Consider the following 14,357-nt stretch of genomic DNA (forward strand, 5'->3'; position numbering starts at 1 on the left):
AGTACCTTCTGCCACTAATTATAAGGGTTTTTTTGATTTAATGAATACTATAATCTCCCATAATTTCCATTTAATTGAATTAAATGAACACTTGACATTGTCGTTATCTTTTAATGCAACACTAGTGCGGAAATTATAAAATGGACTGCTGTGGATAAATAATTCCTAAGTTAGCCACGTCCAGCTCCGGCGCCTACCACCTCGAGGTCTTAAGTCAATCCTCTCTGTGGAAAAGAACGCCACGCCGAGGCTTGTCTTAAGCTTGTCGGTGGTGAGCAAGGCGCCTTCGCTTTTGTTCTTAATACTACAAACTACCATTACGAATAATATTCTCCATCATTTCTGTATTCGGGTACCTTACTTCGTTATATTTTTCTATCGTTTTTTCAAAGTCATAACTTACCCGTTCAATGGATGTGCTCATGCTTTTCTTAGTTAGATTAACAATGGCGTAGGAGGCTTTCGTTTGTCCGTCGAATGGCAAACCAACACTACCTAAGTTGATAACTGTTTTCCCATTAATGTAGCGGACATATGGTTTGTGAATATGACCATAAAGGTAAACATCAGCCGATTTTTCGGCCATAAGCTTCGTTTCGATATCTTTGTCTTCTACATCTGGCAAGACGACATCAAACAAACTGGTTGGTGTAGCATGAAAGATGTGAAATGCAGTACCTTCTTCTTCAAATGTAGCTTCTGTAGGCAGGCTTGATAAATAATCAATATCGGATTGTTCTAATTGTGAAGTGGCGAAGTCTCGTTCTTGATTCATTAAATCAAGTGCTTGGTCTGGTACTTCTCCTTTTTGAACGCCTCGTACAATCCATTCGTCTGCGTTCCCCTTCACTACTGTTGTTTTCAAGTTTCGCACCAATTCAATGGAACGTTTTGGTTCTGGACCACGATAGGCAATGTCACCTAATACATAAATTTTATCAATATTCTTTTTGCTTATGTCGTCAAGTACGGCATCTAAAGCATGTGCGTTGCCATGAATATCGGAAATAAACGCTATTTTCATTGTATCTCTCCTTGTCTGCTGTTTTTTTTATCATATCATTTTTTTATGGGCGGGGTTAAGTTAGAAGGGATAATAGAGGGTGATTAACACTTATGAGTATGGAGGTAACAGTTTCTGTCCATTGAACTATTTTCGGGTTAAACGGAGTTCACTGGACAGAAACTCTTATCAAAATTATACCACTTGCTTCTTTGCTTTTATCAATAACACGACATATAACACCATCGACAAAAATACGGATATTGCTGAACCAAGGTAAATGTAACTATAACCAAAAAGATAAGCAACTTGACCAAATGTGATTGCGCCAACACCTACGCCAAGATCGAAAAATGAGAAAAATGTTGCATTCGCCATTCCTTTTCGATTAGACTCAGCTTTTTCTACTGCCCAAGCTTGTAATGCAGGTTGTACGCTACCAAAACCTAAGCCGTACAAAGCTGCTGCTATAAATAAAATCAAAGAATTTGGTAGCCACATTAATAGAAGCATAGCGATAAATATCAACGCTGTACCAGGTAAAAAGACAAAGATATGTCCTTTTACGTCATATATTTTACCCGCGAAAGTTCTAGAAACCATTAAAAATATTGCGAAAATCAGAAAATACATTTCGATTCCACTAATACCTTTAACTGCTGTATAGAGCGGAAGAAATGATGCTAGCCCGCCAAATGTTACTGTAATAAAGAATAATAGGAATGCTGGCTGAATAGCGGTTTTTTCAAAGATATCGAATCTAGGATTAACTGATTTATGTGCAGGCGGCTCTACTTTTTTGTATTTAATAAGTGAAGATAAAATTAGAGCAACTGCTCCAAGTGCGGAACAAATCAAGAAAAGTTGGGGGAAGGATATGTATCCTACTAGTGTCAATCCTAATGCAGGACCAAAAGCTAGTGCTAGGTTACCGGATAATCCAAAGTATCCCATCCCCTCACCGCGACGCTTAGGTGGAATTAAGTCGGTTGCAATTGTTCCTGTAGCTGTTGTTGAGAATCCCCATCCAATACCTTGAACGATACGCATCATAAATAAGAAAGCAATGCTGGGAATGATTGCATAGGATCCAACAGAGATAACGAAAATAGATAACCCTAACATGTAAACAAACTGTCTCCCCTTGGATTCTAAGGAATGTCCAGCATATGGACGAAAAATCAAAGCAGAAAAAGTGAAGATACCTGTAATAACTCCTATTATTTGATCACTGCCTCCTAATTGTTGAACAAATAACGGGATAGTTGGCAATGTCATTTGGAATCCTAAGAAAATAAAAAAGTTTGCCATACAGATGAGGGCAAAGTCTTTTGTCCATATTTTTTCAATTATATAGGGTTTTGCTAATTCTTTTTCCATTATGTAGCGCCCCTTCTCCCTTCGTTACTCGAAGTATATTATACAAAAAATTCCGACTATTGTCATCTAAGGTAGCTTATAAAAAAGAAAGTGCTTTCATCAAATGTTTATTAAAACCCTAATCATAGCTATGTGAGCGAGTCATAATCGTTCTTTAATAATAATAAAATGCTTAAACGTTAGTTATTTTAAAATAGATGAGTAAAAAGGTTGGTAATGAGGTATACGTTTAATAAAGCTTATTAAAAATTAGCACAAAGAGAACAATTGATTAATCTACGAGGAGGTACTGCATGAAATTAAATGTAACTGAGAAGATAATTAAGGAACATTTACTATCTGGCGAAATGTCAGCTGGAAGTGAAATCGGACTTAAAATTGATCAAACACTAACACAAGATGCTACGGGTACGATGGTGATGTTGGAGCTCGAAGCAATGGATTTAGACTATGCAAAAACAGAGGTCTCAGCCCAATATGTTGATCATAATCTGATTCAAGTTGATAGTAAAAATCCAGATGATCACTTATTTTTACAAAGTGCAGCGAAGCGGTTTGGTCTTTATTATAGTCGTCCAGGTAATGGAGTTAGTCATCCTGTACATATGCAAAGATTGGCTAAGCCTGGCAAAACGCTACTTGGTTCTGACAGTCATACATGTGCGAATGGTTCAATGGGAATGTTAGCGATGGGAGCAGGTGGTATTGACGTAGCAATGGCAATTGCAGGTGAACCCTTTTATGTGAAAATGCCGGAAGTTTGGGGTGTGAAGTTAACTGGAGAATTGCCAGATTGGGTAGGAGCAAAGGACGTTATTTTTGAATTGCTACGCCGTCATGATGTAAAGGGTGGTGTTGGTAAGGTAATTGAATATTACGGGCCTGGTTTGAACGATTTGAATGCGATGGATCGACATGTGATTGCTAATATGGGGGCAGAGCTTGGCGCAACAGGAACTGTTTTTCCTTCTGATAAAGAAGTTCGGCGTTTTCTGAAGGAACAAGGCCGAGAAGAAGATTGGATTAAATTGAAAGCTGACAGAGGTGCGAGCTATGCTATCGAAGAAGAAATTAACTTATCAGAATTAGAACCCCTTGTAGCCAAACCGTCCAGTCCTGGAAATGTCGTTCCAGTATCTGAGGTTGCGGGTGAACCAATCTATCAATCTTATATTGGATCGTCTGCCAATCCTGGATTCTTAGACTTTGCAATGGTTGCTGAAATTGTAAAAGGAAAACAAGTTGCAGATGGCGTGTCACTTGATGTTAATCCTACTTCACGACAGATGTTGACTAATTTGGTGCAAGCTGGACATATGGCTAGTTTACTTCAAGCAGGATCACGACTACACCAAGCCGGTTGCAATGGCTGTATCGGTATGGGGCAAGCGCCAGCAACTGGTCGGAATAGCTTAAGGACAACACCACGTAATTTTCCAGGACGTTCTGGGACAAAAGAAGATAGTGTTTTTCTATCTGGACCTGAGGTTGCGGCTGCTTCTGCTTTAACAGGTGTGATTACTGATCCACGAACACTTGAGATGGAATATCCAAAAGTCAAAAGCCCAAGGAATCCAAAGATTGATAATAATCTATTAGATGAACCATTACCACCAGAAGAAGCGAGAAAGGTAGAGTTATATAAAGGGCCAAATATTGCATCTATTCCAGAGATGGATGAACTACCAAATCGTTTAGAAGTACCGATCCTGTTAAAAATGGGAAACAACATATCAACGGATGAAATCTTAGCTGGTGGCGCACGTGTTCTTCCTTTCAGGAGCAATCTACCTGAGATTAGTAAGTTTACTTTCGAGAATATTGATGAAACATACTACGATAAGGGAATGGATACAAAAGACTTAGGTGGTCACGCACTAGTCGGTGGTTTTAACTATGGTCAAGGTTCGAGCCGTGAGCATGCTGCATTAGCACCAAGATTTCTTGGGTTACGTATTGCTTTAGTCAAGGACTTCGCTAGAATCCATTGGCAAAATCTTGTTAATTTTGGCATCTTACCTGTAACATTTATCAATGAAGAAGATTATGACAAATTAGAGCAAGGTGATGTCCTTGAGTTAACTAATTTACGAGAGAAAATTAAGCAAGGTAATCAATTCACTATTACCATTAAAAATAAAGGTGAAAAGATAAATGTCCGCCATGCACTTTCCGGTAGACAAGTTGATATGATGTTGCATGGGGGATTAATTAACTGGATCAAGGAACGTCAGGTTTAAACTGTTGAACAAGAAAGCATCCACTTTGTGATTGTCAAAGTGGATGCTTTCTCAAAAAAAGTATTTAATTTGATTTCTGGTTAATTTTTTCAGCAACCTTATAGGCGTCAACCATTCCCCAAATCCATAAAATAGGAGTAGTAATGAAACCAATAAGAATGAACATCATAGCCCAAGAAATAGCATAAACAATAATAAACCCGATACCTTTACCAATTTGTCCATTGTATATTTGACCTAGTCCAGTAACAAAAAAAGATAAAACCGCTGCTAAGCCGGCACTTTTCATATAGAAACACCTCTTCATCTAAAATAACTTCACATGTATAGTATAGTCCTGAATTTATAATAATTAAAGAGAAGAAATGTTAACTATCGCTTGTATAAAACCAAGGCATAGTTAAATTAGTAATTATTGTTCAGAAGTATTATTAATTTAGTGATTTTTATCACTTTTATAATTAGCGATCTCATTTAAAATAAATGAGAACGAATCTCAAGTAGATTTTAGAAAAGTTTATAAAAATTTCAGCAACAATTTAAAGGAGAATTTACTGATGAAAAAACAAAATTTGAGTGAATATATTGAATTTAGTGAAGAAAGATTTACCAAGCGCGTTGTATTTAAGGAAGGGCAAAGCACAGTTTTTCTACTGAATTTCAAACCTGGACAATCTTTACCTGCTCATAAGCATCCAGGAACGAATGTCTATTTACAACTATTACAGGGAGAGGGCACGTTTACTTTTGATGGTGAGAAAGTTGCAGTTACAAAAGACGATATCCTAGTCGCTGGTGGAGATGAAGAGCTTTCTTTTGCTAACGATGGATCATCAAATGTAAGTCTTTATGTTATGTTAAATAAAATTCCAGATGACAGCTATGCAAAAGATGTTTAAAATAAGCCAATAAAAAAGTGCAAAACGGTTAACTTGTTATTACAAGTTAACCGTTTTTTTGCGTTCATCAAAACCACTGTTAATCCCCTAAAAGTGTTTAATGTATAAAACTGGATGTCATATTGAGGTTTTAAATTTCATATAATTGAAGGCGTGTACAAATGATAACAGTCGGCATAAATGAATTCATTTACAAAAAATAACTTTTAAAGGGGTGGCAGTATGGAGGGTTATGGTCTTATTCTTGTTATTGTTTTTGGGGTTTTATTTGTTATTTTCGCAACTGCTAAGTTAAGGCTTCATCCGTTTATTTCTTTAATAATCGCTTCATTTGCAATCGGGATCATAGCAGGGTTACCGCTTGCGGATGTTGTTGAAGCAGTAAATGGTGGTTTTGGCGGGTTAATGAGTAGCATCGGTCTTGTGATTATCTTTGGTACAATTATTGGAGTTATCCTGGAAAAATCAGGTGCGGCGCTTCGAATGGCGGAGGTTGTACTCCGTTTAGTAGGTGAAAAACGGCCACAACTGGCGATGAGTTTAATTGGTGGAATAGTCAGCATTCCAGTATTCTGTGATTCTGGCTATGTCATTTTGTCATCTTTAAAAAAAGCGCTTGCAAAAAAAGCGAAAGTAACCATTGCCTCGATGGCAATAGCTTTGTCTACAGGCTTATTTGCGACCCATACATTAGTTCCACCAACACCAGGACCGATAGCAGCGGCAGGGAATATCGGGGCTGAAAATTACCTGGGTACGGTTATTTTAATGGGGTTAATTGTTGTTATTCCGGTAATTTTTGCAGGGTATTTATGGGCGATGAAAGTAGGTACTAAAATAAAAGTGGAAGGTGAAGGTGAAGAGGGTACAGGTTTTAGTTACGAAGAGATTGTTAAACAATTTGGCGCAATGCCTACAGCATCAAAGTCATTTGCACCAATTGTTGTCCCGATATTGTTAATTGCGTTCAGCTCTTTTTTAACCTTTATGGAGTTAGTGGGACCGCTAGTTAATGTTTTCTTGTTCTTAGGTTCACCTGTAGTAGCCCTACTAATTGGTGTGTTATTCGCCTTTTTATTGATGCCATCCTATGATGAAGAAACACTTACCAATTGGATAGGTGTCGGTATAAAAGAAGCTGCTCCAATTCTATTAATTACTGGGGCTGGGGGAGCGTTTGGATCGGTTATCAAGGCAACTCCAGTTGCGGAATTTATCCAAGGATTTGCAGACAGTGGTATATTTACTGGAGCGTTGTTCATCTTCATTCCATTCCTGATTGCAGCAGCACTAAAAACTGCACAAGGGTCATCAACTGCAGCACTTGTAATTACGTCAACATTAGTTGCGCCTTTACTGATACAAGTAGGTATAGATGGTGCAGTACCGCTTGCTTTGGTAGTTATGTCTATCGGAGCTGGTGCAATGGTTGTTTCGCATGTTAATGATAGTTATTTCTGGGTTGTTAAAGAATTTAGTGGAATGTCAGTGACGCAAGCATATAAGGCACAAACTGCTGGAACACTTGTTCAAGGCTTAGTTGCGATTATTGTAACGTTCTTACTATGGATGATTTTTGTTTAAAAATAATAAGTAAAAAGAAGACGAACACTGCCTAGTTAAAAAGGTAGTGTTCGTCTGTTTGGAGTCATTCTATTTCTTCTGAAATTAGTCAAACAACACGCTTACTGATTGTTGTTCATAAACACGGATAAGAGCATCACTTAATAGTGGGGCAACTGTAAGTTGCGTAATCTTATCTATTTGTTTTTCTTTGGTCAAAGGGATGCTGTTCGTAACAATTAATTCTTTTAATTGTGATTTTTGAAGTTTTTCGATTGCAAGTCCTGATAACACCGGGTGCGTGCTACAGGCATATACTTCTTTTGCACCATTTTCTAAGAGTGCCCTTGTTCCTGTTGTCACCCTTGTCCCAGTGTCGATAATATCATCAATTAGAATAGCTGTCTTTCCTTCAATTTCACCAACAATATTTATTTCACCAGCAAAATTCTCAGTTGGACTTCGTTTATCAATGATAGCGATAGTCGATTTTAGACGGTCTGCCATTTGGCGAGCACGTTTAACACTACCATGATCGGGAGCGACAACTACGATGTCATCAAAATTCTTTTGAATTAAATAATCAGATAAAAGAGGAATACCAACTAACTGATCGACGGGTATGTTGAAAAATCCTTGAATTTGAGTTGCGTGTAAATCTAATGTAATTACCCGATTAGCACCAGCTGTTTCAATTAAGTCAGCGATTAGCTTGGCTGTAATGGGTTCCCTTGAACGAGCTTTTCTGTCTTGGCGAGCATAACCATAATATGGAATAACAACGTTGATTGTTTCTACTGAAGCGCGTTTTAATGCATCAATCATGATTAATAGTTCCATAATATTTTGATTAACTGGCTCGCTTGTCGATTGAATAACGAATACTTCACAACCACGAACACTTTCTTCGATATTGATCTGTATCTCGCCATCACTAAATGTCTGCACTGAAGATTTCCCAAGCGCAAGTCCCATGTTCGAAGCAATTTCCTCTGCCAGTGCTGGGTTAGAGCTTAATGTGAAGACTTTTAATTTAGAACTTTTATAGTTGTTTGACACGAACAAATCCCTCCAATGTAGCTTGAAAAACTACCTTATCTATTATATTTAGGATAGCATAACTAACGTATTTATGCCCAATCTAATTGTGCAATATTGTGCTATCATCTCAAAAAAAGGTATCCACTTGCAAGTTTTGAAGGAAATCGACGGATTAAAATTTGATGTTAAATTTTTTTACAATGTATTTTAAAACTAAATGTTTTTATTTAATTTGGATTGGGTATTTGTATTATATGTTTAGGAATACTCATTAAGATTTTGTATAGGCTTTTATTAGAAGTTAAATTGAAAGGAAGTGTTATAAATGGGACTTATTATGTATTTAATTGTTGGTGGTTTAATAGGTTGGCTAGCAGGCGTTATTCTTGGAAAGGATCTTCCTGCTGGAATTATCGGAAACATTATTGCTGGTATCATCGGTGCCTGGATAGGTGGAGAGTTACTTGGAAGTATCGGACCGGTACTTGCGGGTATTGCAATTATTCCAGCGTTAATCGGGGCGGTTATTTTTGTTTTCTTACTAAGTCTTGTTGTAAAAGCGATAAAATAATGCGATACGAACCTAAATACTAAAGGCAAGCACTCTGTTGAGGGGTGCTTTTTATTTTTTAGCTATGATTTTTACTTTTGGGAAAATATAAAAATTCATTCAATAATTGATCTAATTCCTGTGACACTTTGACAACTTCTTCATATTGATTTTCTTGGTAATACTGGTACATCTTTAAACGTAGTTTTTCTATTTTGTTTTCTTCATGTTTGACTTCTACCAAGATAAACACTCCAATGCATCTTTTTATCACTCCGGCAACTAATTCCAATAATGATGGTTTAAATTAGTAATCTTTTTAGATATTGTGATTACAACTAATTTAATTAATTTTTAAATCAACTATATGTCCGGACATATTTGTGTGATATTATTCTCGCGTAGTATTTACTAGTTTATACAGTTTAGCACCATGTGTAAACAGACGAAATTCTTCTGTTTTTGTCGAATCATGAGAAATAAACAATGTAACTGTTGCCAAGTTGTAATAAATGTCAATAAAAGAACCCTATCTCCTATAAATTAGGAGATAAGGTTCTTTTATTTTTAGCTTAGGAAATTATAAAATTGGTTTCGTGTGGATAATTTTTTGACAATGTTAGCCGCGTCCAGCTCCGGCGCCTAGCCGGAAATAAGCGGTTTGCTTATTTCGAATGCACACCTCGAGGTCTTAAGTCAATCCTCTCTGTGGCAAAGAACGTCACGCCGAGGCTTGTCTTAAGCTTGTCGGTGGTGAGCAAGGCGCCCTGCGCTTTTGTTCAGTTAGTCGATAAGATTTAATTCTTTTTTGGACCTTGTTCTTTTAAATCTACACTATAGTCAAAAGGTATCGACTGGTTACTTCCTTCTGGAGCAGCGTACCATGTTGTCATATAGTTTGTTCCGCTTTTAAATAGATTTTTTAAGTTTAATGCTTCCTCTTCTGTAATATTGAACGGGTCGATATGCTCTACCTTATATTTACCTTGTTTATTTTCATTTACAAAAGTAACAGAGTAATTTACATATTCTTGTAGTAACTCAGCTTTCGACTGAAGTCCAACTAAAGAAGAACCATCATAATTTATTCCAATTTCCAGAATTTCAATATTATCAACAAACCAGCCAGATTCCGTTGTCCCCCAGTCGGTTAAATAGCGGAATGAAATATGGATTTCCTGACCGGCGTACTCGGAGAGATCGAAGCTTTCTTCTTGCCAGTCTTCAAAGTGTCCAGTGAATCCAGGAACATTTTCTTTGATTTTTGGATATCCTTCGTCAACGACATCGGATCTTGTATTTTCATTTTCTAAACTTGTCCATGATTTACCATCATCAGTAGAAACTTGAACCATACCGAAATCCCATTGTTCTTCAATATCGATAAAATTGTCAAATTGAAGTGTTGCTTCTGAAACACTAGTTAAATCAGCGCTAAAGATTAGATTATTATCAACCTCATCACCATTACCACCCCAATATACTTGGTTGTCAGTGCCTAATGGGTCTTGAACAGATTCCCAGTTAATAGGTAAAGAGCCAATTCCATCAAATGAAATGTTATCAATTTTCTGTTCGAAATCTAGCACTTTATAGTCGGCACCCCATGCTGGAACCCCGTCTTTTTCATATTGCTTTGCTTGTTCAAAGTTAACTGTCGTGCCACGAACTTCTCCGTTTTCAACAGGAAGCTCACGCAAGTTGATTGTATTGAATCCATAAATACCTTTTTTAGCTTTAACATTTTCTGTATCATCAATAAGCAATGCCGTTACAAACTTCTCGTAGACGCTTTGGAAGTCTTCTTTAATGCCAAAGGATTGATAAGCAGCATTATAGCTATCAATTCCATTTAACTCACTCGTAGCCACTTGTCTTATAAATTCTTGTCCAAATTGTTCATAGTTATAAAGAGTGAACAGGTAAACAAGTCCATAATCAGCAATCGTTTCCGGTCCTGTCTCTGCACCAACATGCTCATCCCAATTTACCAGTGAGTTTTCCGGATGATCAAGCAGGAAGTTAATTGAACCAGCATCATGACCATAGCCACCTAAATACTCAGAAAATGTCGACATGCCTTCGTTTAACCATGTTGTTTCATCAGCATCATTATCTGAATGGATTAAGTGTTGTAATTCGTGCATGGTTGTTGAGTAAAAAGTATTTTCTAAGCGTTCTTCCCAGTTATTTGTGTCAATTGTAACTATATTACGATCAATATACATTTCTAGTGTGCTCCAGAAAAATCCAGCTACAAAAAATGGATAGTCAGGATTCGTGTAGTTATCATCCTTAATGTTATCTACTAGCATAATCACTTTGTCGCTACCTTCGTAATAACCAGTCGGCAGTCCAACCATTCCAGGTAGTGGAGATTGGCTACCATCAAGAGAATCAGGAGTACCAAAAAAGGCAGTAGTTTTAGGATAGATGTTTGTATCAAATTCTTCTGTAAGCTTGTCCACTTGTTCTTGAGTTACAACATGTGCAGGTCGTTCGTCACCATCTGGAAAGCTTAAGTCATTGGCAACCCATATTTCTACGTTTTCACCTTCACTACGTAGAGTGAATTCTTTAAAAGCTAAATCTCTATCTAAAAAGAGCTTCGAACCACCATCATAAGTAAATGTACTATCTTCATCCTGACTGTCAGCATCTTCTTGTTCATCAAAATTTACCTCTGAAGCGGCATCTTTGATTCTATTAGCTGCTTGTTTTTGAAACTCCTCATTACTCGATTGTTTATTTAATTCTGCAGTGATATCAAGCTCATCACCATAACGTTCAACATTCCATTTCTCACTTTCTTTTGCTTCTACTTGATAACTTATAGAAGGAGAGAGAAGAGAAAATGATAGAACACTGATAGACGCTAGTGTTACGATCTTTTTTTTCAAAATGTAGACCTCCCAAATTTTTTTCTTTTTAATAGTAAGGCGCGCACCTTACTATTAATTCTATAAGTATTCAGAAAATTAACAATAGTCTAATGGTAATTAATTTACAGATTTATTTTCACTGATATAGGTAAATATAATTATTAATCTAAAAAGGCATTACGTGTATATAGTTGGAGTACGTATATGTTTTTCTCTTGACAGGATATGTTTAGCATCAATTAATTTAGTAGTATTTGATAAGTTTTAACAACTACTAAGGACATTCACCTACTTAACAATCGTTTCATAGAATAGTTTAGATGAACGAACAAAGGGGTTTTTTGTAGTGACTGAAAAGGTAATTAATTATTTTTGTGGTGGAAATACAGCAAAGGGATTCTACGGATTATATGAGTCCAACATGCAAGGGTTGGAGACTATCTATCTCTTAAAGGGTGGACCTGGAACAGGCAAATCAACACTTATTAAAAGGGTTGCAAATGAATGGGGGGAAAAGGGTTATCATTTAGAACTAATACATTGTTCTACGGATAATGATTCGTTAGAGGCCTTGATTATTCCAGAGCTAAAGTTTGGGGTTTTCGATAGTACTTCACCGCATGTGTTAGAACCAACTGCACCTGGAGCTATTGAGCAGTACGTTAATCTTGGATCAGCTTGGGATATAGCTAAATTAAAGGATAAACGGCAAGAAATTATCAATTATCAACAATCTATTCAGGAGATCTATCAAAAATCCTACGCATCTTTCAAAAATGGACTGCAAATACATGATGACCTAGAAGAAATTTATATCCGTGAAATGGATTTTGCTAAAGCGAATCAAGTAACAGTTGACTTAATTGATCAAATTTTTGTTGGTAAACGAAGTAGTGGTCAGGAACAAATCACACGTCATCGTTTCTTTGGAGCTTCGACCCCGGATGGAGTTGTTGATTTTATTCCAAATATTACTGAAGGGCTATTAAAACGGTATTTTATCAAAGGGCGCGCTGGTACGGGAAAATCAACATTACTTAAAAAGGTTGCAACTGCTGGGGAGGAACGAGGCTTTGATGTGGAGATGTATCATTGTGGTTTTGATCCAGATAGCATTGATATGGTCATTATCCGTGAGCTAGGGGTATCCGTATTCGATAGTACAGATCCGCATGAATATTTTCCTGATCGTCACGGAGATGAAATTGTGGATTTATATCAAAAAACGGTTACACCTGGGACAGACGAGAAATATCAAGCTGAGATAACAGATGTTACTAAACGTTATAAACAACGGATGAAGGAAGGTATTTTATATCTACAGGAAGCTAAGAGCCTCCATGATCAATTGGAAAAAATCTATGTTGATGCGGTTAACTTTTCTGTTATAGATGGTTTTTATGAGGATATTAATAAGGCGGTTGAGCAGCAAGAAAAGGAAGTATGATCGGTTCATTCATTGTTGGAAAGGGCTTTTCATAAGTGTTGATGTTTTTAAATGTTCGGAGTTGATAGAAATTGCGACGTAACTTAAATCCTGGTGAGTGCATAATACCTGCCCCGGAAATACACTCAAAAGGACCTTCATAATGCTTATGAAAGTTTAATTTCATCATTTTCACTATCAAAAGGACCTTCATAGTGCTCATGAAAGTTTAAATTCATCATTTTCACTATCAAAATGACCTTCATAACGCTCATGAAAGTCTCTTTTCATCACTTTCACTATTAAAATGACTTTCATAGTGTTTATGAACGTCTCTTTTCATCACTTTCATTATCAAAATGACCTTCATAACGCTGATGAAGGTCTTATTTCATCTCTTTCACACTCAAAAGGACCTTCATACTCGATAAACAGCTTATGGATCACTTTGATTCATTATCCAAGTGTATTTCTCAGTCACCTTGTAAACAACCTCTCTGGGTACCCGCCACGTACTTTCCAGTATGACGTGGTATGTTACGTCGGAGTCTATAGGTTTTGTGTCTTAAACTATTGTTCTACATGAGTAGTAAATCTCGAGTAACTTCGATACAATTAATGGGGAAAAAATTTAAAAGGGGTTGTCGGATAAAATGAACACTAATAAATGGATAGATATATCTCAACCACTGACAAACCAGGTTGCGCATTGGCCTGAAGATACGCCTTTTACTTATCAATTAACAGCATCAATGGCAGAAACAGGATCAGTTAATATTGGACAGATGACAACAAGTCTACATATAGGGACACACGTTGATGCACCTTTTCACTTTTTAGATAACGGAAAAAAGATAGTCGATATTGATGTCAATTATTATGTTGGACGAGCAAAGGTGATTGATGTATCAGATAAGGATGTAATTGACCGCAGCGTTTTAAGTGAATTTTCGCTAGTTGGCGTGGAACGGTTGCTGCTAAAGACGTCGCTACCTAGTAATCCAGAGCAATTTCCGAATGAAATTACTAAATTAGATTCAGAAATAGCTGTCTATTTGGCTGAAAATGGTATCAAGCTACTTGGAGTGAATATGCCTTCTGTCGATCCACTCGATAGTAAAAAGCTATTGACTCATCATTCGTTACATCAGCATGGTATTCATATATTAGAAAATGTTGTCTTAGATGAAATTGCTGAGGGAGATTATAATTTAATAGCTCTGCCACTTAAAATTGTTGAAGGGGATGGCAGTCCGGTCAGAGCAGTCATTCAACCATTATAGAATTGTGATGTAACTCTCCGGCGGATAGTAGATACTCTTTGTCCATAATAAAGTAATTTGTGATTTATTATGGCTTAGTCTCCTTTTAGG

Annotated in this window: 12 protein-coding genes; 6 read left to right on the forward strand and 6 right to left on the reverse strand. The window is 36.8% G+C overall.

Annotated features, from left to right (window positions below; all coding sequences use genetic code 11):
• Window positions 1–304 precede the first annotated feature (304 nt).
• Together LD272_RS13015 and LD272_RS13020 are read right to left on the reverse strand one after the other, a co-directional pair.
• Window positions 305–1,024, reverse strand: a complete 720-nt coding sequence (locus LD272_RS13015) for a metallophosphoesterase family protein (protein WP_226037043.1) — start codon at window positions 1,022–1,024, stop codon at window positions 305–307.
• 174 nt (window positions 1,025–1,198) lie between these two features.
• A complete protein-coding gene (locus LD272_RS13020) occupies window positions 1,199–2,383 on the reverse strand; it encodes an MFS transporter (RefSeq protein WP_226037044.1) in 1,185 nt (394 codons plus the stop codon).
• Between the two features lie 293 nt (window positions 2,384–2,676).
• On the opposite strand from LD272_RS13020, the gene LD272_RS13025 reads away from it, so the two are divergent.
• A complete protein-coding gene (locus tag LD272_RS13025; protein WP_226037045.1) occupies window positions 2,677–4,623 on the forward strand; it encodes an aconitate hydratase in 1,947 nt (648 codons plus the stop codon).
• Window positions 4,624–4,687: 64 nt separating this feature from the next.
• On the opposite strand, the gene LD272_RS13030 is transcribed toward LD272_RS13025, so the two are convergent.
• Complete coding sequence (locus tag LD272_RS13030) at window positions 4,688–4,912, reverse strand: DUF5683 domain-containing protein (protein WP_226037046.1); 225 nt, start codon at window positions 4,910–4,912, stop codon at window positions 4,688–4,690.
• Between the two features lie 268 nt (window positions 4,913–5,180).
• Here LD272_RS13030 and LD272_RS13035 point away from each other — a divergent pair, with 268 nt between their 5' ends.
• Complete coding sequence (locus tag LD272_RS13035) at window positions 5,181–5,522, forward strand: cupin domain-containing protein (protein WP_226037047.1); 342 nt, start codon at window positions 5,181–5,183, stop codon at window positions 5,520–5,522.
• Between the two features lie 222 nt (window positions 5,523–5,744).
• A complete protein-coding gene (locus tag LD272_RS13040) occupies window positions 5,745–7,106 on the forward strand; it encodes a GntP family permease (RefSeq protein WP_226037048.1) in 1,362 nt (453 codons plus the stop codon).
• Between the two features lie 84 nt (window positions 7,107–7,190).
• On the opposite strand, the gene LD272_RS13045 is transcribed toward LD272_RS13040, so the two are convergent.
• Complete coding sequence (locus LD272_RS13045; RefSeq protein WP_226037049.1) at window positions 7,191–8,144, reverse strand: ribose-phosphate diphosphokinase; 954 nt, start codon at window positions 8,142–8,144, stop codon at window positions 7,191–7,193.
• 307 nt (window positions 8,145–8,451) lie between these two features.
• Between LD272_RS13045 and LD272_RS13050 the strand changes: the two genes are divergently transcribed.
• Window positions 8,452–8,697 (forward strand): GlsB/YeaQ/YmgE family stress response membrane protein, encoded by a 246-nt coding sequence (locus LD272_RS13050; protein ID WP_226037050.1) that lies wholly within the window; start codon window positions 8,452–8,454, stop codon window positions 8,695–8,697.
• Between the two features lie 58 nt (window positions 8,698–8,755).
• Here the strand turns inward: LD272_RS13050 and LD272_RS13055 are convergent, their stop codons facing one another.
• Entirely contained in the window at window positions 8,756–8,920 is a 165-nt protein-coding gene (locus LD272_RS13055) for an aspartyl-phosphate phosphatase Spo0E family protein (RefSeq protein ID WP_226037051.1), read from the reverse strand.
• A 553-nt stretch (window positions 8,921–9,473) separates the two neighbouring features.
• On the reverse strand, window positions 9,474–11,576 hold the full coding sequence (locus LD272_RS13060) for a choice-of-anchor J domain-containing protein (protein WP_226037052.1): 2,103 nt from the start codon (window positions 11,574–11,576) through the stop codon (window positions 9,474–9,476).
• 328 nt (window positions 11,577–11,904) lie between these two features.
• On the opposite strand from LD272_RS13060, the gene LD272_RS13065 reads away from it, so the two are divergent.
• Both LD272_RS13065 and kynB read left to right on the forward strand, forming a co-directional pair.
• Entirely contained in the window at window positions 11,905–13,005 is a 1,101-nt protein-coding gene (locus tag LD272_RS13065; protein WP_226037053.1) for a PRK06851 family protein, read from the forward strand.
• A 632-nt stretch (window positions 13,006–13,637) separates the two neighbouring features.
• Window positions 13,638–14,267, forward strand: coding sequence for an arylformamidase (gene kynB / locus LD272_RS13070; RefSeq protein WP_226037054.1), 630 nt, complete (start codon window positions 13,638–13,640; stop codon window positions 14,265–14,267).
• The last annotated feature ends 90 nt before the right edge of the window (window positions 14,268–14,357 follow it).

This window comes from Aquibacillus saliphilus, assembly GCF_020404745.1.
GTDB lineage: Bacteria > Bacillota > Bacilli > Bacillales > Amphibacillaceae > Aquibacillus > Aquibacillus saliphilus.

Coding starts and splice junctions, on each gene's coding strand:
- LD272_RS13015 (WP_226037043.1), bottom strand. CDS start 1,024: ATGAAAATAGCGTTTATTTCCGATATTCATGGCAACGCACATGCTTTA.
- LD272_RS13020 (WP_226037044.1), bottom strand. CDS start 2,383: ATGGAAAAAGAATTAGCAAAACCCTATATAATTGAAAAAATATGGACA.
- LD272_RS13025 (WP_226037045.1), top strand. CDS start 2,677: ATGAAATTAAATGTAACTGAGAAGATAATTAAGGAACATTTACTATCT.
- LD272_RS13030 (WP_226037046.1), bottom strand. CDS start 4,912: ATGAAAAGTGCCGGCTTAGCAGCGGTTTTATCTTTTTTTGTTACTGGA.
- LD272_RS13035 (WP_226037047.1), top strand. CDS start 5,181: ATGAAAAAACAAAATTTGAGTGAATATATTGAATTTAGTGAAGAAAGA.
- LD272_RS13040 (WP_226037048.1), top strand. CDS start 5,745: ATGGAGGGTTATGGTCTTATTCTTGTTATTGTTTTTGGGGTTTTATTT.
- LD272_RS13050 (WP_226037050.1), top strand. CDS start 8,452: ATGGGACTTATTATGTATTTAATTGTTGGTGGTTTAATAGGTTGGCTA.
- kynB (WP_226037054.1), top strand. CDS start 13,638: ATGAACACTAATAAATGGATAGATATATCTCAACCACTGACAAACCAG.